Genomic DNA, 25,409 nt, shown 5'->3' on the forward strand with positions numbered 1-25,409 from the left:
GCGGTAAACTTTAAGGGTGAATATATCCAGGGCTGAATTCAATCAGCTCTTTTTTCCTTCAATCAAATCGATGATTTCTTTCAATTCTTCGGTGGATATTTTGTTTTTCTCCACAAAGAAATTGACCAACTCTTTGTAGGAGTTTTCAAAGTAATCTTTCACCACCCCACCCAGAAATTTGTGTTTGTAGGCTTCTTCGGAGATTTCCGGCGCGTAAAGCAGCGTATTCCCGACCATCCGGCTGACTACGTACCCTTTCTTTTCAAGATTCTTGATCGTCGAAGCCAGGGTGGTGTAAGGTGGAATCGGTTCGTCCAGGTACTCCATAAATGCCTTGATGTTTCCCTCGCCCGTGCGCCAGACGGCGCGCATGGCATCTTCTTCCTGCTGAGTTAATTTTTCCATATCTACGATCTTTTCGTAAATCTACGAATATTTCGTAGATATGCAAATGAATTTATGTAAAATATGGACATTTGGCGCAGTCGGGGAAACAAAAAAGCCGCCCCAGCGAGCGGAACGGCTTTTCTGAATTAACGATTTGCAGCAATGCCTGCTGTCAAATCATTTCTCGAACTCATAAAACTTCCACTGGGTCTGGTAATCAGGAGTCAAAGGCTGATTGGTGAGGGTAGCCCGTACCATTTCGATGGGCATATTATTCTCGCGCATGACCGCTTCATGAAACTGCTGGAAAGTCATTTTACCACTATCCACCAGTTCCTTTTTGAGACTAAAAATCTGCAACCCGCCAATCAGGTAAGCCACCTGATACAAGGGACTGTACCCGCCCTCGAACGAACGCCGCACCTCGCCTTCAGCGTTGGCCCGTTCGTGCCCGACACGATCCACCAGAAAGTCAATGCACTCCTGGGGTGTCCACTTGCCCAGGTGGTAGTTGAGCGAGAAAATAATGCGCGCGCAGCGGTGCATGCGCCAGAACAACATCCCGATGCGTTCTTCGGGGGTTTTGGCAAAACCTTTGTCATACAGCAGTAGCTCCCAGTACAGCGCCCATCCCTCCGTCCAGAAAGGAGTACGGAATTCGTTGCGGTAGGATTTATAGCGGCTGCTCATGTAGTACTGCAGGTGGTGACCAGGTACCAGCTCGTGCTGCACCGTAGGCCGCGAAAAGTAGGGGTTGTTCCCGCGCATGCTCATGAGCTTGTCTTCGTGCTCCATCGTATGGGTCGGGTAGGATATGATGATATCCCGGCCACCGAGGAAAAAAGGATTCACCAGCTGCCGCTCGGGAGTCATCATTTGCATTCCCCAGGTTTCATCGGCGATTTCGGGGTACTGATACAGGTTATTTTTAATGATAAACGCTTTGGCGTCGTTATACAGCTTCATGATCAACTCCGGCTGACTGCCCGCAGGGACATAGCTGTTCTTGACTTTTTCCTGGGCTTTTTTCCATTCATTCCCGAAGCCCATTTCCTGCGAGGCTTTCAGCAATTCGGCATCACACCAGGCAAATTCCTGGTTGGCTAGGCGAATCAGTTCGTCGGGCGTGTAGGGAATCATTTCCGTTTTCAACTGCCGGATCAGTTCCTGCCGTCCGATGGGTACCCCCCTGATTCCACTTTTGTCTTCCTTTTGGGTGGTCACTAGTTTCCCTTTGGCCTTGATGCTTTTGCCTAATGCCCCCAGCAAACTGTCCAGCCGGGCGTAGGGCGCAGGTACCCACCAGCTGAACAGCGGGTCGTAGCCCGCATAGAAGTCGTAGGTACCTTTCAGGCGAGTCTTGATTCCGCGGATGGCCTCCTCTCCAAAATCCGCGTCGGACTTGTCCAGTGATTCAAGTTTTTTGACCGAAGTGGCCGCGGCTTCCACCTGAGTAGCTAATTCATTCAAGGTACCCGCCACCCGTTGCCCGTCCATTGTGGCCCCGCGCCGACGGGCTTTTTCAAGTTCATAGATTTTATCGGCAAAGGGAAGGTACCCCCTACCGTGGCATACTGCTTGTCCTCCTGCGACAAGCTCAGCAGGTGGTCATCGATGTTTCGTTTTAGCAGCACGTAGTCTACCTTGCCGTAAATGCTCATGGCGTTGAAATTCATCTTCACCAGTTTTTCAAGGTACCCCTGATCCAGAACCCGTAGTCGCGCGCGTTGCTCGGGCGAATTCAGTACCGAAACGCTATTGCCAAAGCCCCGACCCTGCTGAATCATCGGCGAGTAGAAATGCTGAATCGCCCGTATATCCTGCGCGTATTGCGTGATGAGCCCCGCCGTCTCGCTGGTCTGTTCATAGAGATTGAATGGGTCCGATGGGGTCTGAGCCAGAATCGCATGACTTGACACCAAACTGATCACAAAGAAGCTAGCCCTCAGGCATGAAGGGTATACACGTTTTATCATGGTATTGCAACGGAAGGTTTTTAGTTGGAGGATAAAGAATGACCTTGTCGTGTCAGACATTAAAGATACTACCCTCTGCCACTTTTATTTCTCAATTACCTCATAAACCACCAGTTCGGTGGGTGCCGGGGGAGAAATCTGGGGCGGACGATCCTGGTTGACGGGCAGGGTCTGCCAACGCATCACGTAGCGGCCGGTGTTATCGGTTTTGGTGTGAGCCTCCATGCCTTCGTTCAGCGCAAGTGCGGGAGGACCGGGTTCTTTTGATCCTGCATTGGCGGGAAGGGTACGGATCGGTTTCAGGGTTTTCGGGTCCAGAATCCAGGTACCGGAGCCATGCTTCTCGTGCGTGAAATGCAACGAGAGATTCCCATCGTCCGTGGGCGTCACGGCCCCCAGAGAAATTGACCGCTTGAGGGAACCTCCCAGATTCAGCGCCCAAGTGAAGTCGGGCCACTGACTGATCTGATGGATTTGCCAGGTACCTTTCTCTGCTTTATCTTTCTCCCATCGAGCTACAAAAGCCTGACTGATCCCCTGAGAGTCGTATTTGTGGTAGCTGATGCAGGGGGCTTTTTCCTGGTCCCAGCTCAATGTGTACGACATATTGATCAGGCCATTCCACGGCCCCACAGGGTCGGCCGTGGGCTTGCTGTCGCGCCACTGAATGGGCAGGGGTACCTTATCACCCCGCATATTTTCCCAGTTGATCAGATCCCGACTACGGATGCAGGCCAGGTTGTGGTTGGTGTTGGCAATGGGCGTCATGCGCCACATCCAAATGATATAAAAATAGCCATCGGGCCCCAGCCGCGGATTCGACATGTATGCACTTGCTTCCTTTTCGCCGTCGAAGAGCGGGGTGTCGAACAGGCTACGCCAAGTCTTGTTGGCGGTATCGTATTTGTTCCAATAGGTAATGCCGTTGCCGCTGCCACCATCTCGGTATTGAAAATACAGATCTCCGGCTTTATCCTCGAAAAAAATGGGGTACGTGACGTGCTCTTCGTTTTTCCCGGTCATGGCTAGTTTTTCAAACCGGGAAATATCTTCCGGCTTTTCCGACCGAAAATAAATCAATGGCACATTGTGCATGTTGCCCGATACGTGCAAGTACCCTGCCGCGTCAAGTGCTACCTCGATGTAGTTGTGGCTATCCCAGCCTACCTGGGTAGGTAGTACCGTCTTTTTCCAGGTCTTCGAATCCAGCGGACGCTGGGCAATCACCATGTTCCGATCGGCATCGTAATAGGCTACGTACTGAAATTTTTGGGAGGTGAGCAGATCGAACCCCACCGAGTGCCCCGACCACACCTGCGCGACCGGAATGGTTTCATAGGGTAACTTTCCAGCGGTTTTCTGCGCCAAACCGGTGCCGTGTATTCCGCTCAGGAACAGCAGGGCAAAAATTTTACTGCGAGAGATGAATGTAGGTAGCTGCATGAGTTTGTAGTTCAGGGTTAGGAAATTTTCAGTCGGTCAGGGCAGTGCCGCGCCGGCCGTGTCCTGTTCTTCCAGCTTACGTCCGTGCCGGGCTTTGTACCAGCCTTTTATGGCCCGGATCGCGGGTACCTCGACGTAGTAGGTAACCCCATACGACAGAGCGATGCAAAAGCCAATCGCCACCAGGATGGCCAGGTAAATGTTCATGTTCAGCCCGGTATTCAGGCTATGAATCAATCGGGTGCCGATGTATTGGTGCAGCAGGTACAGGCTGTACGATATTTTCCCTAAAAACAACAAGGGAGGAGCAATCAGAAAAGTCAGGCGGCCCACCACGAATAAAAAAAACACCAGGTGGTAAAAAACGATAATCAGATTGTGCTCGAGCCAGGTAACATGGTACATCGACCGACCGCCTTTGTCGTGCAGGTAGAAGGCCGCCAGCATGCACAGGAATATCAACCCCACATAGCGCCAGGCGAAGCCCTTGAATTTGAGCTTATAAAAAAGAATGCCCGAAAAGAATAAGGGGAAATGATTGAGCAGCTGTACTTTCCAGGTGATGTACCCGTAAAAATCGGGATAGAAATTCCTTCCCATGTGAAAGAGAAGTATAACCGCCGTACACACCGCACTGATCGTTACAATTTTATCCAAGCCCCTGATCAGGAATATGGCCAAAATCCAGAGATAAAAGATCATTTCAACCAGCAAAGTCCAGTATACCCCATCCAGATTTTCGATGCCGAAATACACCGGAAACATGGTCAGGTTAGCCAAAAGCAGTTTCCAGCTTACATATTCAGGCTCGTACCAATACACGCAGGCGGCGGTGATAAGCACGCACGTCCAGAAGGTAGGGTACAAACGGGCCAGGCGTGAAACCGCAAAATCCTGCCATTTCTTGACTTTCTGAATGGTCAGAAAAATGACAAACCCGCTGATGATGAAGAAAATATCGACCCCCGTCACTCCATACCGAAACTCCCAGCCCAGCTTGTCGGCATTTTCGTTGATCGTAAAATGGAAGACCACCACCCCCAATGCGGCAAGCCCTCGCAGCGAGTCCAGTTCAAGTAATCGGTTTTGTTGAGTCGTGGGCACTTATTCGTGGGTATTGTTGGAGGAATTGGCCAAAGATACATATTTAGAAAAAGTATCGTAGGCACCCCTATTTCAATTGATAAACATTTCGTCCACCAGCAGCAGGGCTTTATTTCCCTTGCTCCGGTGCCAGTCCGGGATCTTGGTTACGGGTTTAGCGACAATCTTGAGGTACCTTACCGATACCTGATCAAAGGTTCCGGCTATTGATTTCAGCGTGGGGGTATCCCCTTGGGCGGGCATGGGGGCTTTTATTCTGGTCAATAGCTTCATCGAATTGCGATCCGGGCCACCCCATACCTCCACTTCCTGCGGCGGAAAAATACCAGTATCTTCTTCCACCATGTAGTGCAGGCCCACGGAACTGATTGCGGTGGGCTGTTTGAATTCAGCCATCATCCCCAGGTCATTGTTCCGGACGCCCGCCCAGTAATTGGCCCAGGCAGGATTATTGGCTCCAATGACCCCGAGCTTTTGGTTAAAGAAGGTTTTAGCGCCTTCGGCCAGATGTACCCGATTGAGCGGAAACAACAGTTCGACGCTGTCGGGCTGATAAGTATTCTTAAAAAAATCAAAAGTAGCAACCTCACTTCCAAACCAGCCCTTTTTGAAGGCCTGCGCTTTGATTGTGGCGCTTTCGGTTAGCACCGTTTTAGCATTGAACACCGGAGAATTGATGCTATCGGGCTCGGTACCGTCGGTAGTGAAGCGGATTTCCACGCCTTTGATCGGATGTCTGAGTTGCAAGGGTACCGAACCGGCAAAAACAGTCGTGGAATTAGCTACCTGGGGCGGATTGAGTTTTAACGGATTTTTGCCATCGTCCACAAAACCACCAATGATGGTAAGCCGAGGAAATGCTTTTTGCAATTGGGCGATTTCTGCGGGTGTTAGACCTGTTTCCCAAACCGTTACGGTTTCCAACGCTTTGAATGCGGATAGCTGAGTGCGGAGATCCCGGACATTAAGTGGGGTACCCGAAAGTGTCAGCGTTTTCAGGTACTTCAACGAAGCCAGTTCTTTCAGCCCTTGCGCGGTAATGTTGGTGAAGTTTAGATCCAGTTTTCGGAGATTTTCAAAGGTACCTACTGTCTTCAGATCCGCATCCTGAACGGGCATTTTGTTCAAATTGAGCGATACGATCTGTTTTATGACTTCTTTCAATTCCTCCAATTGGGCGGAAGTATAGGCGTTCTTGTTATAAATTGTCACCGCCAGCCCGGGCGATTCGCGCGCCAGAGGAGCCACGGTCCGATAGTCGGTATTGAGTTTTTTGACCGTTTCCTCGTCGGCGGCTGAGAAATCAAATTGTTCCTTTTCGGCTGGGGAAGATTTCAACCGGGCGGCTGACAAAATCCGCAGCGAATCGGTGAGGGGCAGGTCCGTTACTTTTTGATCGAAACTCGGGTGGTCTCTTACCCAAAGCGTCAGCAGGCTGATTTCTTCCGGACTCAGCTGGGTTTTGCCGGAAGGCGGCATGTGTTTCTTGGCATCCTGTGGTAAATGTACCCTTTGGAGCAGCAGGCTAATTTCCGGATTGCCAGGTACGAAAAGTTTACCCGTTTTGCCGCCTTTCCGCACCGACTCCGCATTTGTGAGCATCAGCTGGCCTTTCAGCTTATCGGCATTGTGGCAACTTACGCATTTCTGTTCAAAAATCGGCTGGATCACATCGGTAAAAACAACCGCCTGCTCGAGGGGTACCTCCGCTTTTTCGAAGGTACCTTCCCAGGGTTCGAACAGGAAATTATCCCCGTGGGTAAGCGATGCGCCGTAATGCCCGGCCAAAACCAGGGCAATGAGCAGGGTGCCCCCGCCCGCCCAGGCTACCGGAGCCTTGTACCAGCGGGCGTTTCGGACAAAATACAGGAGGGTAGCCAGGAAAAAAATGCCCGCCCCGGTCCATTTGTGCCAGAAAAGTGTGTCTCCCGCGTAGCCTTCTTCCCGCGAAAGGAATAGGCCCATCAGCACCGTTACGGCCGCCAGCAGGGCTCCGGATAAAAGTAGATTTTGGGAGAAAGTATGGTAAAAGGTATTCTCCAAGTTTTCGGGTTTGAAGCGAAAAAACTCCATCAGCATTGCCAGCAGAAGCAAGACAATGGGAAAATGCAACAGCAACGGGTGCATGCGCCCAAAGCTTTGTAGCCACACTGGAACGACCAGTTTGCTTTCAAAAAGTAAGAGAAAAGCTATGGTAATGGTCAGACCCAGTAGAATATTCTCGGCAACAATTCTGATTTTCATAGTAAGCTATTGGCTGATGGCTTAGGGCTATTAGCTCAAAATGTCCCGCACTACTTTGCCCGAGACATCCGTTAGGCGGTAGCGACGGCCCAGGTGTCTGAAGATCAATTTTTCGTGATCCAGCCCCAACTGGTTGAGTACAGTAGCCTGAAAATCATGTACATGGACGGGATTGCTGGCAATATTATAACCTAGCTCGTCGGTTTCGCCGTACACCAAGCCCGGTTTGATACCGCCACCCGCCATCCAGATCGTGAAGCAGCGTGGGTGGTGGTCGCGGCCGTAGTTGTCGGCGGTGAGCTTACCCTGCGTGTAGCTCGTACGGCCAAATTCGCCACCCCAGATCACGAGAGTTTCGTCCAACATCCCCCGTTGCTTCAAATCCATCACCAGTGCGGCCGAGGCCTGGTCCACATCTTTGGCCTGTTTGGTGATTTCGTAGGGTAGGTTGCCGTGCTGATCCCAACCCTGATGGTACAATTGTACAAATCGGACGCCGTTTTCGGACAGTTTGCGGGCCAGTAAGCAGTTGGCGGCATAGGTACCCGGCACCAGGCAATCGGGGCCGTAGAGTTTGACGATATCATCTGATTCTTTGGATAAATCCATCACCTCCGGCACAGCGGTTTGCATGCGGTACGCCATTTCGTACTGCTTTACTTTGGCCGCAATTTCGGGGTCACCAAATTCCTGGTACGACAGTTCGTTGAGTTGTGAAAGATTGTCTAACATTTCCCGGCGGTCTTTCCGATCCAGTCCCTCCGGGTCGCGCAGGTACAGCACGGGATCTTCGCCCTTGCTAAATTGCACACCCTGATGCACGGAGTCCAGGAAACCATTGGACCAGAGCTTGGAGTATACACCCTGCCCATTACCTACCCCGCGCGACAACAGAACCGTAAAGGCAGGCAGATTCTGATTCTCGTTGCCCAAACCGTAGCTCAGCCACGCGCCCATACTAGGACGATTGCCCTGCTGCGAACCCGTTTGCAAAAATGTCAGGGCCGGATCGTGGTTGATGGCCTCGGTGTACATGGATTTGACGAAACAAAGTTCATCCACGATTTTGGCGGTGTAGGGCATTAAATTACTCACCCACGCCCGCGACTGGCCATACTGCTGAAAATCCACAAAGGAGCCCACCAACGGAAACGAAGCCTGATTGGCGGTCATGCCCGTGAGGCGCTGATCGCCCCGCACCGAGGGCGGAATTTCCTGCCCCAGCAAGTCCCGAAGTTTGGGTTTATAGTCGAACAATTCCTGCTGGGAAGGCGCGCCGTTCTGGAACAGGTAGATGACCCGCTTAGCTTTAGGCGCAAAATGCGGAATGCCGGGCGCCAGTCCGTTTTCTTCTGCGCCGCCCTCGCGAAAAAGGTCGGGCATGAGCAGAGAACCTAGCGCCACGCCGCCAATCCCCAGGCTCATGGACGACAAAAACCGCCGCCGGTTGAAGGTGAATCCGTGTTCTATCTGTTCCTTTTCCACTGGTGTTTTTTGTGTTTTGTTTTCTGTGTTTTGTTGAAACCAAAGGTTTACGATCTTAGCCGCCCCTACAATTCCACAAAAAACATAAAACAGTTCAACATCCCTTTCTATGTTTTCGTAATCGTTTCTTCCAGATTATAGATCGTGGAAATCAGCTGCATGAGCGCGGCCTGCCGAATCTTATCCACGTTTTTTGTCAGCGGGTACTCCCCTACCGTCAGCATGCGGGTGGCAGTTTCGGGCGTAATGGTTTTGATTTCTTTTTCGTAGTAGCGCATCAGGATATCCAGTTCCTTTTCCGTCGGCTGACGGCAGACGATCAACTGGAAGGCCTTGGTGATCTTAGCCTCAAGGGTACCTTTTTCCTGCAGCAGTTTGCCCGCCAGTACCCGTGAAGCTTCCAGCACCGCCGGGTCGTTCATCATCACCAGCGCTTGCAGGGGTGTATTGGTTTTCAGGCGGCGCACCTCGCACAGGTCGCGGTTGCTGGCGTCGAAAATTCCCATCGTGGGCGGAGGTACCGTGCGTTTGATGAGCGTATACATGCCCCGGCGGTACAGGCTGGCACCATGATCTTGTTTGTAGACCGAAAGCAGCCCCCGGCCCGAGGTCGCGCCTTCCCATAGGCCGTCGGGCTGGTAGGGTTTCACGCTCGGTCCGCCGATGGTTTTGTTTAATAAGCCACTGCTCGACAGTACCAGATCCTTGATAAACTCGGCGTGAATCCGGTAGCGGGGTCCGCGCGCCAGCAGAATATTTTCGGGATCGACCGCCAGCTTTTCTTTACTGACGGTAGCCGCCTGGCGGTAGGTAGCCGAAGTGACCATTTGCTTCACCAGCCGCTTGACATCCCAGCCGTGTTCCATAAAATCCACCGCCAGCCAGTCCAGCAGGGCCGGATGCGAGGGTAAGTCGCCCTGCATCCCGAAATCGCCGGATGTTTTCACAATGCCCCGGCCAAAGAACTCCTGCCACAGGATATTGACGTACACGCGGGCCGTCAGGGGATTCTTTTTATCAAAGAGCCATTTTGACAATCCGAGACGATTTTTGGGATAGTTCTTATTGAATGGCAAGATGGCATTGGGGGTACCCGGCTGCACCTCGTCGCCCGGCATATCATACGCGCCGCGTTTGAGAATATAAGTCCGGCGCAACGTGTCCAGATCGCCCATGACCGATACGATCAGACGGTTGGTATCGGGTTTATTCACAAAACTCAGGATACTTTTGGCATCCTCATTGCTGATTTCCATCAATGGATTCTTGGCGTAGGTCTCGGGCCCGCCAATGACGGATTCGATGCCTTTTTCGTCCACATTATTAAAAAACGCGAACATCTGGTAGTACTCTTTTTGCGAGAACGGGTCGTACTTATGGTCGTGGCAATGGGCACATTCCAGCGTAACGCCCAGCAAACCCTTACCGAACAGGTCGTTGCGATCGGTCACGTACATAATCCGGTACTCCTCGGGTATCACACCCCCTTCTTCCGTAATCTTATGGTTGCGGTTGAAGCCGGTGGCCAGCAATTGTTCCTTCGTGGAATTGGGCAATAAATCACCAGCCAGCTGCCAGGTCACGAATTTATTGTAGGGTAGGTTTTCGTTGAAAGCATGGATCACCCAGTCGCGCCAGGGCCATTGGGTACGGTAGCCGTCGTCCTGGTAGCCGTGAGAATCGGCGTAGCGCGCCAGGTCGAGCCAGTGAATCGCCATTTTTTCGCCGTAGGCGGGATTTTTCAGCAACTGATCCACCACGCGCTCGTAGGCATCGGGTCGGGTGTCGGCCTGAAAATCGTCCATCATTTTCAGCGTAGGTGGCAAGCCCAGAACATCCAAGCTAAGCCGTTTGAGTAATCGTTCCTTATCGGCTTCTTCGTTAGGTTTCAGGCCTTTTTCTTCCTGTTTTTGCAGAATGAAAAAGTCGATTTCGTTGAGGGGCCAGTCCTCCCGGTCCACTTGGGGAAGCTTTGGTTTTTTGGGGGCAACAAAGGCCCAGTGCTTTTCGTATTTCGCGCCCTGCTTGATCCATTTCCCGATCAGATTTATTTCGCGTTGGGACAACTTAAGATTAGAATCCATGGGCGGCATGCGCTCGGCGGTATCCTGGGTGGTGATGCGTAGAAAAACCTGCGAGAGTTCGGGCTTTCCCGCCACCAGCGCGTGGGCCCCCGGATTTTCTTCCAGCGCCCGGAAGGCATTCTCGGCGATGTCGAGCCGCAGGCCCGCCTTGCGTTTGTTGGCGTCGGGACCGTGGCAGGCCAGGCATTTGTCGGAGAGAATCGGCCGAATATCAAAGTTATAGCTGACTACATCAGGTAGTTTCTCACTGGTTTCGGAATAGGACGCATCTTTACCACAGCCCAAAAGCACAGCCGCTATAAAAAGGATGGAAACCAAAAGACTCAGAATCTGCCGCATTTCTTTCAACATAACTGTCCACTATCAACTGTCAACACTCAGCTTCTTTAATTTTTGCTTCACCACATCGGAAGGGTACCTAAGCGCCAGTTCTCTGATTTCGTATGTAAAGTCCGAAAAGGTTTGCTCCCACAGTTCGGCTTCGCCAGGTTCGTATTCATAAAACCCTTTGCCGTTGGCCACGCCGCGGCCTCCTTCGCGCACCACTTTATCGATCAATTCGGGTACCTCCGTGCTATTGTTGAGCGTAGGTAGCAAGCGCTGCATCACGGTATGGTAGGCATGTACCCCCGTCAGGTCCATCCAGCGGAATATGCCCACCATGGTCATAAAGTACCCCGCGTTGTTCCGGCACGAGCGATCTACGTCTTCAATGGTCGCGTAGCCGCCTTCCACCAGGCTAATGGCCTCGCGGTACATGGCGTACATCAACCGATTGGTGATGAACCCCGCAATATCCTTCCGCACTAGTATGGGCTCCTTGCCCCAGGCGTGCGAGAGTTCGTAGAGGTACTCCCCATTTTCGACATCAGTCTGGTCGCCGCAGATGATTTCCAGAAAGCGGGTCGTATGGGCAGGTTCGGTCCAGTGCAGTCCCAGAAAACGGGCGGGATGCGCGGTCAATTGTTGTAAGGTACTGATCGGAATCGCCGAGGTATTGCTCGTGAGCAGGGCATCGGCACTGAGGTACCTTTCGATCTTTTTATAAACGGATCCTTTAATGCTTATATTCTCAATCGTGCATTCGACTACCAGCCGGCAATCAGTGAGGGCGGCATAGTCTTCCGTAATGGTCAGGTTCTGGAAGTAGGTTTCCGGTAGGTTGGGGGTCAATTTGTTGGAAAAAGCTTTTTCCAGATGCTCCCGGATTCGGGCTTCGGCGTGGAGCAGGTCGTCGGGAATGGGAGCTAGGGCTACCACCGGATGCCCGGCCAGCAGCAGACAGGTCGCAATGCTGCACCCCATCAGGCCAAGGCCCACTACAGCTACCGGAATTCCCCTGGTTTCCATGGTATTTGACACGTTCAGCGCTTTGAGTGATTCTCCTACGTAAAGGGCAAAACCGCTCTTTCCTACTAGTTATCATGGATCGGTACCTATGAATTCAATCCTAGCCAATCAAACCATTACTCGGCTTACAGGGGAAGTATTACTACGTGCTATTACGCCCCCTACCACTCAATCAATAGCGTACTTAAACGGATGCCATTGCGTAGAATCACGCATTGTAATTATGGCATATAATTCCCTGATTTGTAAAGATTTACAGAAGATCAAACTGAACCTTAAAAAACTGTTTTTCTAAAAATTTCCCCTGAACCCTTTAACCCGTTACAGCTATGCTCGTAATCCCCGGCCGCAAAATCCTGAAAAAGGATTGGCCCCCTTTTCTCCTGCGCAAGCGGGTCAGTATCAAAATGGACGACCATTTTTTTGTGGGTTCGTACAGCAAAGTATTTTTAAAATTATCCGGTATCACCATCGATGACCTGGATTTCCGTCTGCCCGATGGTCCCAAAGCGGGCGTAATTTCTCTATGCCGCGATGCTGAGTTCGACCCCGCCTTCCCGGATGTCATGCTGTGCATTGGGTACGAGCCCGGTGAATACACCTTACAGGTGGTGGAGCGTACCTCAAACATCGTAATGGCCGAAGGTACCTTCAAGGTTTCGACCGACTGGACCGACGAAAAGCAAGGGCCGGGCATTTCATTCACAGGCATCAGTGAAGGGTTTTCTTCTTTCCCGGCCTGGGGCGGCGGGCCGGCCGGCCCACAGAACGTCAATGTGCTGCCCGCGCCGCCAAACCGCCGCCTGGCGATTATCCTGATCGATACCGCCGACGCCCGCTACACGACCGATGTACCTACCCAGGATGGTATCAAAAACCGTTGGATGGATGAGGTCATCAATGGCGTGGGGGCCAACCTGGAAAGTGCCCGCAACTACTACCGGGAGGTATCCTATAATAATTTCGACCTGACCGCGGATGTGTTTGGTCCCGTCAACCTACCCAACAACTGGGCGACGTATTTCGACACCAATGCCGATCCCAATATAGGGCGTCCGCTGGCGGGTTTCTGGCAGGCAGCCGTGACGGCCAGCGACAGCGTGGTGAATTATAATAATTACGACAGTCTTATTTTCATTTCTGAGCAATTTGTCGATACCGATGGTACCGTATTTAATGCCTGGCCCTATGGGGGGCAGGTACCTATTCGACCGCCGAAGGGAGTAAGAGTTTGGGACGGGTTTCTATGCCAAGGGAATGGGGCGCGGCATTCCGGCCTACCCGTACGGTACGTTCCACGGTTATTCATGAGCTAGGCCACAGCCTAGGGCTGGGCGACCAATATACGCCCAACACGGGCCGTAACGTGGGCAACTGGGACCCGATGCACGCCGAAGGAAATCTGCCGCACTTTTCCATCGCCCACCGCATGATGCTGGGCTGGGCGCAAGGCGGCTGGCTTAAAACCTACAACTTTGCTACCGGAGGTACCCCCGTCAACGAAACCATTACGCTCAATCCCATTGAAAAAGGAGCGCCTTCAGCCGGGAATAGCGCCGGAATTGAGATACGGCTGTCCGACGGCTGGAATTACTACGTGGAGTATCGGTCGGGGCAGGGTACCCACATTGGCGACCGCAACCTGGACACCAACAATGCCGTGCTGGTGACGGATGTGGACTCTACGCCGGGCGATGCGCCCATTAGCCGCCCCATTATTGTGCGCGTCAACAACGATAGCGACAACGACGGTAGCGTACTGGTCAACGGTTTGGATTACCGGGAAACCGATACGACCGACCCTACCTTCCCCACGGACTTTCGGCTTAGTGTAAGTGGTATTAACGCTACCAAGGCCGATGTGAAGGTAGAGTATGGTGTCAACAGCCGCCCTGATCCGGCCATCCGACCCTGGCCCGCCAGTCCCGATCGACAGTGGCAAAGCCCCGACATCGAGGTACAGAATGCCCGCAACTTGGCCGATCCGGCCAACTGGTTTAATGTACCCTGGGCGGGAAATCCCAACACGGTAATTGCCCGGGTAAAAAACAATGGTACCCTGGCGGCGCCCGGCGTGAGGGTGGAGTTTTACGTCAAGAACTTCAATGTGGGCGGCGCGCCCGAAACATTCCTCGGCGCCGATACCCGCGCCATTCCGGCGCTGGGTACGGTAGATTTCCAGACCGGCTGGAATCCACCCGGCAATGGACATTACTGCCTCATCGTTCGAATTCCTGGCTACTTTCTACCGGGTCCTCCGCCGGTGCTTGAGATGTCGATTTTCAACAATGAAGCACAATCTAACTACACGCGCTTCATATCGGCGGATGCTTCGCCGGCTACCCGGGAAGTCACCTACGTGGAAGTGGGTAATCCTTATGAGAAGCCGACGCGCGTGTTTGTCCGGCCCGGCCAGACCAACCCGCTCTACCGTACCTACCTGGAACATACCAGCGTCATGCTCGAAGCGGGCGAATCACGCAAGGTGAAGATGATGTTCGAGTACGACGACACCAATCTGTTCAAAACACCGGTTTTTATTGGCAACAACACCACGATTGATATTACCGGACAAAACCGAGAAAGTAAAGCCCTGGCCGAACGTACCCTGCGAAAATACCGCCAGGTACCTAACCGCGTGGGCCTGGCTACCTACATTGATAATCCGCTCGAAAAACACCCGCATACGCCCGCGCTGCTGGGTGGGGCGCAGGTGGAGGTAGTGACCGGGCGCAAAACCAAATTTGAGTATTTCTATCTGGATGGGCGTATTGGGGGTCGGGTGATCGAAGACACCAACAGCCGGGTAATCCGGGGTGTGAGCGGCGGCAAGGTGCTGGTGATTTTCCGCAACGATGAGGATCGGGACAATCCCAAAGTGGTATACGAGGAGGTCAAGCTCGATTGGGACGGTCGGTTTGTTACCAAAGAAACCAATGAAGCGATCAGGATCAAGTACCTCACGCTGCAGGGATATTACGTACCCGCGGCAGGCTACGGAGATTGCTATAGTGAAATCATCAAGCGCAGGTAGGTGCCTGGTAGCTGGCAGATGGCTAAAAATGAGCATCTGAAGATTACCAGGCTCAAATATTTCATAGCCATGAGAAGTAGGCCGCGAACCGATCCTCGGTTCGCGGCCTTTCTTTTAGTTTTTCCCAAAAGAAAAATTCCGCGTCAGGCCGATGATGAAGGTAATGCGTTGGTATTTAAAGCCCTCGAAACTGTTGACCACCTCCACCCGGAAGGGGAAACGGATACCTACATCGAGTCCGTAGCCCAGCTCGAGGTAGTTGTCAGAGGCGGGTGTGGCGAGATAGTGTGCCTGGAAATTCTCCTTGATGCCCATCACGCGGAACCACTGGATTTGCGTGAGCAGGAATTGCCGCAATTCGGCCAGGGCATGTACTTCCACAAATTGCTTCGCCGTACTGAATTGGTAGTAATCCAGCATGCGGAAGGTACCCACCGGATCGCCGTACTGGAAGAAGAAGCGATTGCCCGCAAAGTGTTGGTAATCGGGAAAATACACCGACTTATCGTTCAGGAAAGCGCCCGCCGCCACTTTGTAGCTCAGTTTGCTGCGTACGCCCGTGGGGAAGCCATGGGCGATACCGAGTTGCACAAAATCAAAATCGACATCGCTGCCGAAGGTACCCTTGATACCCTTGCGGTAATTGACCGAGAGTTTGGGCGAATCGTCGTCGTAGTAGGTCGTTTTGCCGTTTTTGATTTTGTATTTCTGCCAGGGTTTGTAAAAAGCGGAAACGCCAACTGTCAACGCCTGATGATCCGGCATGAACGTCCCACCGGGATCGGGGCTTTCATATTCTTCATTATTGGGTTTATTAGACGTAAACGATCGCTTTTTCCAGTCGATCCAGCGGTAGGGATTCGTGTTTTCCAGATTTTGTAGCGAACGGCGGTCGGCGTATTCGACGTTCGCTTTCAGCTCAAAATGTTCATTATTCTGATTGTTTTTGAAATCCAGCCGGACGAAATCTTTCTCATAGTTCTTGATGAAATTCTGTTCCAGAAACAGCGTCGTCAGGCTGTTCAGGATCGGCGGCATCGGACTGTCGGGATTGAACTGCGAGACGGTCTGTCCGCCCGTTACGCTGAGCGCGTTCCGATTCCAGGCGTAGTCCACGCCGCCCGTGGCCATCAGTTTGTTACGGCCAAACGAGTAGCGCGTCAAACCGTTGAGCGACAATTCGCCGCTTTGCCGTCGGCTGTACCGCTTCACGCCGTTGGTACCTAGCTGAATCACTTCCTGGTCTTTCGTTGCGGCTCCGCCACCCGTCTTGTATTTAAGTTTCAGGCCTGTTCCGTCCAACACCCAGCCCTCCGTGGTATTCACCTGAAAGCCCCATAATGGGCCGACGTACTGTAGTCGCCACGGACTTTGCTTGCCACCCAACCGAAACGTGTGGCCCGTCAGCAGGTCGCTCAGAAAGCCCGAGCCTCCCCCACCGTTGCGACTTTTACCATTTTTCGTCGTGTCTCCCTGCGCTACTTTCATGCTGTCGCGCTGTGCTCTGGTACCTTCATTGATAATAATGAGACTGTCGAGACGGGTGTAGCTTTTTACCTCGGCCTTGGTAAGGGGTACCGAACGGATCGAATCCCAGAAAGCCATCGTGCGCGTCCCGGCCAGGGAATCCACCACCGTTGAATCGCGGCGGGTGTTTTCCATATCCAGATCGAGGCCTTTTTCTTCTTTCTCTTTCAAATCCTGCTTTTCGTACTCTTTCATCACCTTGCGCAGGTCTTTGGCCGAGAATTTCTTCTGCTTGCTGATGAGTTCGTCCAGACTCTGGTTCTTGATTTCCTTGTTCGATAGACTCATCCGGCGGGCGTCAGCCTTTTCTTTTTTAGCATCAAGCACCACGATGTCGGGCTGGAAGGCCGGATTTATTTTTAATGTAGAGAACGTCTGCGAAATCACCAGGTCGCCGTTGCCTTTGAGGCCATAGATACCGCCCGCTACGTGGAATTTCTGAGTCGTCGGCATCCACACCTCCTGCACCGGGCTGTACAGTTGCCGGATATTGATCGTAAAACCCGTATTCACCGTTTCGAGGTCGAGGCTGTAAATACTCCATTCATTTTCGATGATCTGGATGGTACCCCGGTACACCCCCTCACCGTACGAGCGGGGAATCACTTTGATTTTGTTGACCTCCACGCCATTTTCCCGAAAAGACCCCAGGTACTCGAACTTGTAGTAGGAAAAAGCCCGGGGCGAAAGGGGCGACACGGCTTTAACGACCTCGGGCTGGTAGAAACTGGTAAGGAAGTAGGCGTTGGCGTTAGAAAAATTCTTGTCCTGGCTGTTGCGGGAAGCGATGATCCGTTGCTTGTAGCTGTTGGGTTGTGTAAAATTGACGATAGAGACCGTCTCGTTGAGGATGGGTACCCCCTTCTTGAAATTCTCTTCCTTTTCAATTTCCTTCAATTCTTTTTTATACAAAAACTCCAAAGGTAGGTCCGTGATCACGAATGACGATTTACTGTAGGCCTTGGCCGTGTAGCTCTGCACCTGCAGGTAGTGGTAGCGACTCTTGGCGATAGCCCGGCGCATAATGGTGTAGGCGGGGTCTTCGTCGCGGTTACCGATGCGTACCTCACCCAATTCCAGAGCTTGTTCCTGCAGTACCGGGTCGAAGGTTTCCATCCGGTTTTCGATCGTGAAGGCTTTCATCCCGTTCTGGAAACCCAGGTACTGGAAAATGATTTCGTAGTAGCCGGGTTTCAGGTCGAGCTGGTACCTACCCTCCTCGTTGGAAATGGTGCCGATGTTGGTGCCTTTCACCCAAATCCCGGCGAAGGGAAGCGGTTCCCCTTTGGTCGATTTGATGGTGCCCTTCAGGCCGGACGCCGGTTTATCCGTCTGGGCAAAGGCGATCGCTGAGAAAAAGATATACAGGAGGGATACGAGTACAAAACGTGGTATTGAAGATAACATGGTGGACTATACTAGCAAGGTGGGTGGTTGAAAAGTAAGTGCTGTTCAGCTTGTGGATGATTATTTGGACGATAGGGTTGCTTCCGGGCTACAAATTTGCAGAACTTCATAAAAACCCCGATAAAAATAACAGGAAACCCTACCAATTCTCACCTTGTGGAGAACAATCCACCGTATAGATACACACAGTGGATGCAATATAAATTTATCTATAAAAACTATTGTATAAAACTCCGAAAATTAGCGTGTGATTTTGAGTCATATTGTCCATTTCGAGTAGTATGAATCCTGATTTGTTCCCACAAATCGCCTTGGCACGGATATAATATCCTTGTGCAACAATTGTCCTGAATATGGATATTTCTTAGAAAAAACTACCCAACCCTAACGACTAGTATCCCCTATGAAGCACCTACCCAAGAACCTGCTGTGTTTTTCACACCTACGCTGGGATTTTGTGTACCAGCGCCCCCAACATTTACTGACCCGGTTCGCAAAGCATACGGCGGTATATTTTCTGGAAGAGCCCATTTTTGCTTCCACGGATGTACCCTACCTTACTTTTTCACAACGCATGCCCAACCTTTGGGTTTGTGTACCACATTTACCGCAACGGGAAGCGACCGATGTGAACCAACAGCTACGGGAATTGATTCAGGTATTTTTTGCCAATAAAGAACCCCAGGAATTTACGTTCTGGTACTATACCCCCATGGCGCTCAAATTCACGGACCACCTCACTCCCGGCCTTACCGTGTACGACTGTATGGATGAGCTGTCAGCTTTCAAATTTGCCCCTGAAGAGTTGAAAAACCTCGAGAAAGAACTCTTTGACCGAGCTGACGTGGTGTTCACGGGTGGGGCATCGCTGTTTGAGGCAAAAAAACTCCAGCATCGTAACACTTACCTTTTTCCAAGTAGCATTGATAAGCAACATTTTGCAAGGGCTCGCACGAAGCGGCATGAAGCTGCCGACCAGGCGAAGCTTTCGGGCCCTATCATCGGTTTTTACGGGGTAATCGACGAGCGGTTCGACATCGAATTGATCAGGGAAATCGCCCAGGCGCGACCCGCCTGGAATATTGTACTGATTGGTCCGGTGGTAAAGATCGATCCTGCGCAACTACCCCAGCACGCCAATATCCATTATCTGGGAGCCCGAAGCTATGATCAGCTACCGAGTTACCTGGCGGGGTGGGATGTGGCCCTGATCCCCTTTCTACTCAACGAATCGACGAGGTTTATCAGCCCGACCAAAACTCCGGAGTATTTGGCCGGAGGAAAGCCCGTGGTATCTACACCGATTCGGGATGTGGTGAGCCCCTATGGCGAGCGCGGCCTGGTCTCAATCGCACAGACTGCCGAAGAATTCATATCGGCGATCGAAGGTTGGCTTGGTGGAAGCAATAAAGACTGGCTCTCGGAGGTGGACCTTTTTCTGGATACCAGTTCGTGGGACTTGACCTGTGCCGGCATGACCGAAGCCATGGTCGAAACCCTCAATCAAAAGACCTGGATTTTGCCTTTTACCCAGGGAGTCACCGGTGTCCAGATAGCCTTGTGAAACAACCAAAGTTTTTTTATGGTACCTGTTTGCTCGGCTACCTACCTGTCCATTCAAGATGAAAATCAATAATCCATTCCGATCCTTCTGGATGGGCGGCTACGAGTGTACCGACCAGCTGAATGTGCACGGCAACCGGGTGGATTTTCTGCATGTGAACTCGCATTTCGAGTACCTCCGGGAAGATTATGCCCTTTTGGGCCGATTCAACATGGCCACGGTCCGCGAAGGCCTGCGCTGGAGTCAGGTGGAACGCCAGCCCTACCGATACGATTTCAGTACTTTTGAAAAGATGCTCGAAATAGGCTGGGAATGCGGAATTCAGCAAATCTGGGACCTTTGCCACTTTGGCTACCCCGATGACATGACACCTCTGCATCCCCAGTTTGCTCCCCGATTCGCCGCGCTGTGCCGGGCGTTTGCTTCGTATCATCAGACCCTTTTGCCCCGCGAAACGCTCATTGTCACGCCCATCAACGAAGTCAGCTTCATGTCGTGGCTGGGAGGCGATGTTGCGGGCACGTCGCCCTATTGCCGAAACAATGGCTGGGAGGTAAAGTATGGCCTTATGCGGGCCTATATTGCGGGTGTAAAAGCATTGAGAGAGGTCAACCCTAACATCCGTATCCTTACGACCGAGCCGCTGGTCAATGTGGTACCCCCTTTTGACGCTACGCCCGAGCACCGGGACCAAGCTACCCTGCACCACGAATTGCAGTATCAGGCGTTGGATATGCTATGCGGCAAAATCTGCCCTGAGCTGGGCGGACAACCGGAGTATCTGGATATCCTTGGGTTCAATTACTACTACAACAATCAGTGGGAAACCGTGAGCAACTTTCGCCTGCCCTGGAACGAGGTCATCATGGATTCCCGGTGGCGAACCCTTACTGATTTGCTACGGGAAGCCCATCTCCGGTATGACCGTCCGCTTGTACTTACCGAAACCAGCCATCCCGGCGAGGATCGTGCCATCTGGATTGAACGAATTGCCGAAGAGTGTAGCCTGGCCATCGAAGAAAACCTACCTTTGTGGGGAATCTGTCTGTATCCCGTCATTGATCGGCCCAATTGGGACAATCTCGATGAATGGCATCAGGCTGGGCTATGGGACGTCGATACCAGCAACATGCGGCGCATCTTGCATGATCCTTCGGCAGAAGCCATGCTTTGGGCGCAGCAACGTATCCAAAAGGCAGTTCGCTCGGCGTACAATCAAAGGCATTACCGCCCTCAAAACAAAGGAGCGTCGGTTTCTATGGCTTCAAAGCCCTGGGCTTTTTTTAAAGATCTGATCAATTGAGGTTTCAGAAAATATTCATCAACTTACATTGAAGTTATGTCCCGCTAACGAGTTGTATTCCCTGATCACACCCAAATTTGGATACCAAAAGCCTCCTCAGCCGTTTTTTGTCCTCTCCCCTAGCCATCCTGATCCTTTTTATGGTGGCTGCCCTTTTTGCCAGTGCCCAATCCTACCTGTCCGACCTCAAAACCTTTGTGGAAGGGGGCAGGCTTTATACTTCCTACAATAACTATATCATTTTCAAGCAGTCGTTTTTCCATCTGTTGGAAGGGAAAGATTTGTATATCCTGCATGAGGAAGTGCAGTGGGATTTGTTCAAGTACAGTCCTACGTTCGCCCTGCTGTTTGGTGGTTTGGCGGTACTTCCCGATTTCGTCGGGCTTGCCCTCTGGAATCTCTTGAACGCCCTGGTACTGTTCTATGCTATTTATTTTTTACCTCACCTAAACAACCGCACAAAAGGCCTGATCCTTGTTTTTGTCCTGATCGAACTTCTTACTTCGCTACAGAATGAGCAAAGTAATGGACTGATTGCCGGACTTTTGATATTCACTTTCGGAGCACTTGAACGGGAAAAATACTGGATGGCGAGCTTTTGCCTGGTAGCTACGATTTTCATAAAACTTTTTGGAATCGTAGCGCTAGCCTTGTTTTTGCTATATCCCAATAAACTGAAACTCGCCTACACAACGGCCAGCTGGGTGCTTCTTTTTGGACTATTGCCCCTGTTGGTGGTAAGTTTTGACCAATTTGTTTTCCTGTACAAAAGCTGGTGGTACATGCTGGCCAACGACCATTCTACGTCCGATGGCTTATCAGTAGTGGGGTGGTTAAAAACCTGGTTTGGATGGGAGGTGAATAAAACTTTGATAAGCGGAGTTGGTGCCTGCCTGTTTTGCCTGCCCTTGCTGCGTATCAGTCAGTATGGTACCTATATTTTTCGGATCTGGCTACTGGCTTCGGTCCTGTTATGGGTGGTGATATTCAACCATAAGGCAGAATCGCCCACCTTTATCATCGCCGTGTGTGGAGTCGCACTTTGGTATTTTTCTCAGGTACCCAAACCAGAAAATCGTGTACTACTACTCCTGACATTCGTCTTTACCATCCTATCGGCCACCGATATCTTTCCCCCTTCGGTAAGGAACGAATGGTTTAAACCCTTTGTGGTAAAAGCCATACCCTGCATCCTGGTTTGGGTAAAAATTACAGTCGATTTACTAACGAATAAAGAGAATATTCAAGCCTCGCTGTCGAAGACAACCTAATGCTTTAAGGCAGGTAATATGTTCTTCCGAGAGCACTATTTCAGAGTCCGGATGTAGGAAAGCAAGTCAGCTACTTGTTCATCGGTATACTGGTCAATCAGCCCCTTAGCCATAAAGGATCGCCCCGCCAGAAAACCCTGACTCCGAATGGAACCTTCCTCGATGAACTGTTTGCCCCCGCCCATGAAGGCCAACGTGGTGCCCCGGTCGTCGCGGCTGACCAGGTACCCCTCAACGCTGGTACCGTCTTTCTTCATGACCCGGTATACGGCATAGCCCGATTCAACGGCAGCATCAGGATTGAGGATGGCCGTGAGCATGGCCTCACTTTCACGATTGGCCGAGCCATCCAGCGCCGGGGCTATAGACTGCCCCTCTTTACCTACCTGATGACATAGCAAACAGGTTTGGAACAGCTGTTTGCCCGCTTGGGGATTGCCTGTCTTTTTTTCGGCGATGGCCATATAGCGCGCCAGCCGGACATTGAACGCCTTCTTTCCAGCAACCTCCCGTTGGCGGGCTGCGTCCAGTAGCGTAGTAGCGGGGCCGTCGTTGCGGTGGAAATTGGCGATGCGCTCGGCGGTGGGTAGGTCGAAGGCGGACAGGGCGAGCTTTTTCTGAGCAAAGAGGCCCACCACTACCCTTGAACCCCGTTGAGAGCCTGAAAGTAGGGCTACCAATTCATTTCTTTGCGATTCAGCAAGTTCAGGTACCCATTGTTCCAATGTTTTGGCACCGGCTACCGAATCGACTTTAAGCAGGCTATTCAGGGCCAAGGCCCGGATGTCGAAAGTCAAATTTTTGTCCTGCGCGATGCGACGGTATTCTCCCGGCGAGGTACCCGGCTGGGATTCCAGGGCTTTCAGAGCGAGTTTCAGCGTTTTGTCGGTGGCTGTATTGGAAATGAAAGGGGTGATTTTATTGGAAGGAACACTGATTTTGTAACGACCCAATGCATCGAGCGCCAAATTCACTTCTTCCGTATCCTTGCTTTTGAGTAGTTCCGATACAGGTACCCCGAGCACTTCCGTAAGTTCTGGAGACTGGATCTGCGCCTGATTCTGCAAAGCAAACGTGACGTAAGTTTTAGCCTGCCCAGGATTTTGCAGCATGGGTTTCACAGCCGCGTTGATTTCGGCATTGCCCAACATCCCGGCTATGCCCACAAAGGTAGGTTCATCCACGCGGGTCAGCCGGGTTCTTGGCCAGATTTTCAGAAAGGCCGCTTCCTTTTGGTTCTTTGGTAAACTCTCGATGGCCCACAGCAGGTTCGTAACGGGAATATCCTGGGGGGTACCCTGGTCGAGGTACTTCTGTAAGGCATCGGGGTACCTTTCCAAAGCCCGGCGGGCGAGGTACCTTTCGAATTTCCGCTCATAGGGCCCACCCATGGCATTGCCGGGCAATTCGGGTTTACAGGCGCGGACTAAATAATCCACCATGGCCTGGTCGGCTACGCCAGCTTCTTCGAAGGTCCGCAGAATCTGCGCCCGGACGGTTGGGTCCTTTTCATTGCTTAACTCCCTGGCGTAGGCCGCCATTTGGGGAGGGTCGATCTTAAAATTCACCAAAGAACGAAATCCCTCGCGGCGCAGATTGGCACTGGACGAGGCCAAAAGCACGGGAAGTACCGTTCGGTCCGGAGAATCGAGATTTTCGAGGGCCCACAGGGCATGAATCCGGGTGGCATCGTCAAGAGTTTCGTCCCGAACCAGCTTTACGGTTTCCGGAACGAGCGACCGGGTTACGGCGGCTGGACGATCGGCAATCTGGTGCCACGCGGCGCGCTTGGCCCAGAGCGACGGTGATTTGAGGTGAAGGATCAGGTTTTCCGTCGGCATGGTGTAGAAATCAGGTACCTCCCCAGGTTGCTGACTCACGTGCCGGATGCGCCAGATGCGGCCGCTGGACTTGTCGCGGTCGGGATGGGTGGTAGGTAGTTCATTGTGCGATACAATCTTATTGTACCAGTCGGCGATGTACAGGCAGCCGTCCGGCCCAAATTCCATATTGACCGGCCGGAACCAGTCATCTTCCGAGGTGAGTAGGTCGGGCAGATGCTGAGCCGTCACGCTGCCGTCAGCATTGCGGACAATCCGCACGGCATTGATGGTACTGGTAATTGGATTGGCCAGAAAAGCTACGTCCCTGAATTCAGCCGGAAAAGAACCCGAAGCATCGTCGGCAAAGGCCGTTCCCGAAATGCCCGTCCCGCCTACCCTGAACTCGTGCAGCACAGGTACGAAAGGCTGGTAGGTGCGCAGGCGTTCATTGCCGATGCCTGGAAAAGCCGAGCCGGGTTCCAGAGGTACCACCGAGTAGCCCAGGTCGTTGGCTTCGGAACCGTACCATTGGCCATTGCCCCGCAGCTGAAATCCCCAAATGTTGTTCAGCCCCGCATTGACCAGTTCCAGCTTCTTGGCATCCAGCGAAAAGCGGGCGATTTTACTATAATCCAGTTTCAGGGTACCCCCGCCGGTCAAAGACGACACTAAACCTTTGTTGAGTGCGCCCTGACTGAAATGAATCCAGTCGCCGGGTCCGCGCACCAGGACGTGCGACATGGTATGCGTATCCGTAAAGCCAAAACCCGTGAGCAGGGGGTACGTTGGTCGGCCTTCCCGTCGTGATCGGTATCACGCAAAAAAAACAACTCGGAGCCCTGCGCCACGTAAGCCCCGTCCTTGTAGGGCAGCACGCTCATCGGAATGGTAAGGCCATCGGCCCATACACTGCTTCGGGCGGGTTTACCACTGTACAAATCGGAGAGAATCAGAATCTGGTCGGTACCTTTGGTTTTGCCCTGATACAGATCGAGAATGCGCCGGAAGGCCGGATGATTCTTCTGCGCCTCTGCATCATCCATCAGTTTCAATAGGTCATTCCACTGAATGTCGGCCACCGGATCGAGGGGGTACATGCGGGCGGTTTGCGTCCAGAGGCGGCCGGCGTCGTCGAACGTAAGGTCAACGGGATTGATCACCCCTTCGCGTTCGCTGGCCACCAGTTCGATCACAAATCCCTCAGCCAGTTTGAAGCCCGCCAGTTCTTCCTCGGGAGTGTAGACCCTGCTTCGCTGCGACTGGGTTTTCTTGTCCTGCGCTTGGGCTAAAGGTACCTTGAAGCAACAAGTAAGTACAAGAACACACGATAGAAGGGAGAGATACCTTTTCATTGTAAGGAGCTTATAGCCATTTGCCGAGGGCTAATGGCTTTTTATACATTGCTAG

At 52.2% G+C, this 25,409-nt stretch carries 17 protein-coding genes; 5 read left to right on the forward strand and 12 right to left on the reverse strand.

Annotation, left to right across the window (positions count from 1 at the left end; all coding sequences use genetic code 11):
- Positions 1–42 precede the first annotated feature (42 nt).
- The 9 genes from GBK04_RS27955 to GBK04_RS27990 all read right to left on the reverse strand — a co-directional run bounded on the left by GBK04_RS27955 (position 43) and on the right by GBK04_RS27990 (position 12,073).
- Entirely contained in the window at positions 43–405 is a 363-nt protein-coding gene (locus tag GBK04_RS27955) for a BlaI/MecI/CopY family transcriptional regulator (RefSeq protein WP_152765574.1), read from the reverse strand.
- Positions 406–564: 159 nt separating this feature from the next.
- Positions 565–1,884, reverse strand: a complete 1,320-nt coding sequence (locus GBK04_RS27960; protein ID WP_373331419.1) for a DUF885 family protein — start codon at positions 1,882–1,884, stop codon at positions 565–567.
- Positions 1,854–2,363: a hypothetical protein gene (locus GBK04_RS31265; RefSeq protein WP_373331420.1), complete on the reverse strand. Its 510-nt coding sequence runs from the start codon at positions 2,361–2,363 to the stop codon at positions 1,854–1,856. Before GBK04_RS31265 ends, GBK04_RS27960 begins: the two co-directional genes overlap by 31 nt.
- Before the next feature lie 84 nt (positions 2,364–2,447).
- The gene (locus tag GBK04_RS27965; protein WP_152765577.1) at positions 2,448–3,806 is read right to left on the reverse strand and encodes a BNR repeat-containing protein; all 1,359 of its coding nucleotides are present in this window, start codon (positions 3,804–3,806) and stop codon (positions 2,448–2,450) included.
- A 36-nt stretch (positions 3,807–3,842) separates the two neighbouring features.
- Positions 3,843–4,910 carry an acyltransferase family protein gene (locus tag GBK04_RS27970; protein ID WP_152765580.1) on the reverse strand — a complete coding sequence of 356 codons (1,068 nt, stop codon included), beginning with the start codon at positions 4,908–4,910 and terminating at the stop codon, positions 3,843–3,845.
- 72 nt (positions 4,911–4,982) lie between these two features.
- Entirely contained in the window at positions 4,983–7,154 is a 2,172-nt protein-coding gene (locus GBK04_RS27975) for a c-type cytochrome domain-containing protein (protein ID WP_152765582.1), read from the reverse strand.
- 30 nt (positions 7,155–7,184) lie between these two features.
- Entirely contained in the window at positions 7,185–8,639 is a 1,455-nt protein-coding gene (locus GBK04_RS27980) for a DUF1501 domain-containing protein (RefSeq protein ID WP_373331421.1), read from the reverse strand.
- A gap of 107 nt (positions 8,640–8,746) precedes the next feature.
- On the reverse strand, positions 8,747–11,074 hold the full coding sequence (locus GBK04_RS27985; protein ID WP_373331422.1) for a PSD1 and planctomycete cytochrome C domain-containing protein: 2,328 nt from the start codon (positions 11,072–11,074) through the stop codon (positions 8,747–8,749).
- 12 nt (positions 11,075–11,086) lie between these two features.
- Positions 11,087–12,073, reverse strand: coding sequence for a 3-hydroxyacyl-CoA dehydrogenase family protein (locus GBK04_RS27990; protein WP_152765585.1), 987 nt, complete (start codon positions 12,071–12,073; stop codon positions 11,087–11,089).
- A 329-nt stretch (positions 12,074–12,402) separates the two neighbouring features.
- Here GBK04_RS27990 and GBK04_RS27995 point away from each other — a divergent pair, with 329 nt between their 5' ends.
- Together GBK04_RS27995 and GBK04_RS28000 are read left to right on the forward strand one after the other, a co-directional pair.
- Positions 12,403–13,389, forward strand: a complete 987-nt coding sequence (locus GBK04_RS27995; RefSeq protein WP_152765588.1) for a hypothetical protein — start codon at positions 12,403–12,405, stop codon at positions 13,387–13,389.
- Entirely contained in the window at positions 13,320–15,107 is a 1,788-nt protein-coding gene (locus GBK04_RS28000) for a hypothetical protein (RefSeq protein WP_152765591.1), read from the forward strand. Before GBK04_RS27995 ends, GBK04_RS28000 begins: the two co-directional genes overlap by 70 nt.
- Positions 15,108–15,221: 114 nt before the next feature.
- Here the strand turns inward: GBK04_RS28000 and GBK04_RS28005 are convergent, their stop codons facing one another.
- On the reverse strand, positions 15,222–18,041 hold the full coding sequence (locus tag GBK04_RS28005) for a DUF5686 and carboxypeptidase regulatory-like domain-containing protein (protein WP_152765594.1): 2,820 nt from the start codon (positions 18,039–18,041) through the stop codon (positions 15,222–15,224).
- Between the two features lie 403 nt (positions 18,042–18,444).
- On the opposite strand from GBK04_RS28005, the gene GBK04_RS28010 reads away from it, so the two are divergent.
- The 3 genes from GBK04_RS28010 (at position 18,445) to GBK04_RS28020 (ending at position 22,179) form a co-directional block, all read left to right on the forward strand.
- Entirely contained in the window at positions 18,445–19,605 is a 1,161-nt protein-coding gene (locus GBK04_RS28010; RefSeq protein ID WP_152765597.1) for a glycosyltransferase family 1 protein, read from the forward strand.
- 58 nt (positions 19,606–19,663) lie between these two features.
- Positions 19,664–20,908, forward strand: coding sequence for a glycoside hydrolase family 1 protein (locus GBK04_RS28015; protein ID WP_373331423.1), 1,245 nt, complete (start codon positions 19,664–19,666; stop codon positions 20,906–20,908).
- Between the two features lie 107 nt (positions 20,909–21,015).
- The gene (locus tag GBK04_RS28020; protein ID WP_373331424.1) at positions 21,016–22,179 is read left to right on the forward strand and encodes a glycosyltransferase family 87 protein; all 1,164 of its coding nucleotides are present in this window, start codon (positions 21,016–21,018) and stop codon (positions 22,177–22,179) included.
- Positions 22,180–22,214: 35 nt separating this feature from the next.
- On the opposite strand, the gene GBK04_RS28025 is transcribed toward GBK04_RS28020, so the two are convergent.
- Both GBK04_RS28025 and GBK04_RS28030 read right to left on the reverse strand, forming a co-directional pair.
- A complete protein-coding gene (locus GBK04_RS28025) occupies positions 22,215–24,743 on the reverse strand; it encodes a DUF7133 domain-containing protein (RefSeq protein WP_152765600.1) in 2,529 nt (842 codons plus the stop codon).
- Complete coding sequence (locus tag GBK04_RS28030; protein WP_152765602.1) at positions 24,671–25,354, reverse strand: DUF7133 domain-containing protein; 684 nt, start codon at positions 25,352–25,354, stop codon at positions 24,671–24,673. Before GBK04_RS28030 ends, GBK04_RS28025 begins: the two co-directional genes overlap by 73 nt.
- Positions 25,355–25,409: the final 55 nt, after the last annotated feature.

It is taken from the genome of Salmonirosea aquatica, from assembly GCF_009296315.1.
Classification (GTDB): Bacteria; Bacteroidota; Bacteroidia; order Cytophagales; family Spirosomataceae; genus Salmonirosea; species Salmonirosea aquatica.

What these genes read in the sequence shown, in the direction of transcription:
- GBK04_RS27960 (WP_373331419.1), bottom strand. Translation starts at nt 1,884, where the DNA reads ATGGACGGGCAACGGGTGGCGGGTACCTTGAATGAATTAGCTACTCAG.
- GBK04_RS27955 (WP_152765574.1), bottom strand. Translation starts at nt 405, where the DNA reads ATGGAAAAATTAACTCAGCAGGAAGAAGATGCCATGCGCGCCGTCTGG.
- GBK04_RS28030 (WP_152765602.1), bottom strand. Translation starts at nt 25,354, where the DNA reads ATGAAAAGGTATCTCTCCCTTCTATCGTGTGTTCTTGTACTTACTTGT.
- GBK04_RS31265 (WP_373331420.1), bottom strand. Translation starts at nt 2,363, where the DNA reads ATGATAAAACGTGTATACCCTTCATGCCTGAGGGCTAGCTTCTTTGTG.
- GBK04_RS27975 (WP_152765582.1), bottom strand. Translation starts at nt 7,154, where the DNA reads ATGAAAATCAGAATTGTTGCCGAGAATATTCTACTGGGTCTGACCATT.
- GBK04_RS28005 (WP_152765594.1), bottom strand. Translation starts at nt 18,041, where the DNA reads ATGTTATCTTCAATACCACGTTTTGTACTCGTATCCCTCCTGTATATC.
- GBK04_RS28010 (WP_152765597.1), top strand. Translation starts at nt 18,445, where the DNA reads ATGAAGCACCTACCCAAGAACCTGCTGTGTTTTTCACACCTACGCTGG.
- GBK04_RS28000 (WP_152765591.1), top strand. Translation starts at nt 13,320, where the DNA reads ATGCCAAGGGAATGGGGCGCGGCATTCCGGCCTACCCGTACGGTACGT.
- GBK04_RS28025 (WP_152765600.1), bottom strand. Translation starts at nt 24,743, where the DNA reads ATGTCGCACGTCCTGGTGCGCGGACCCGGCGACTGGATTCATTTCAGT.
- GBK04_RS27990 (WP_152765585.1), bottom strand. Translation starts at nt 12,073, where the DNA reads ATGGAAACCAGGGGAATTCCGGTAGCTGTAGTGGGCCTTGGCCTGATG.
- GBK04_RS27985 (WP_373331422.1), bottom strand. Translation starts at nt 11,074, where the DNA reads ATGTTGAAAGAAATGCGGCAGATTCTGAGTCTTTTGGTTTCCATCCTT.
- GBK04_RS27995 (WP_152765588.1), top strand. Translation starts at nt 12,403, where the DNA reads ATGCTCGTAATCCCCGGCCGCAAAATCCTGAAAAAGGATTGGCCCCCT.
- GBK04_RS27965 (WP_152765577.1), bottom strand. Translation starts at nt 3,806, where the DNA reads ATGCAGCTACCTACATTCATCTCTCGCAGTAAAATTTTTGCCCTGCTG.
- GBK04_RS28015 (WP_373331423.1), top strand. Translation starts at nt 19,664, where the DNA reads ATGAAAATCAATAATCCATTCCGATCCTTCTGGATGGGCGGCTACGAG.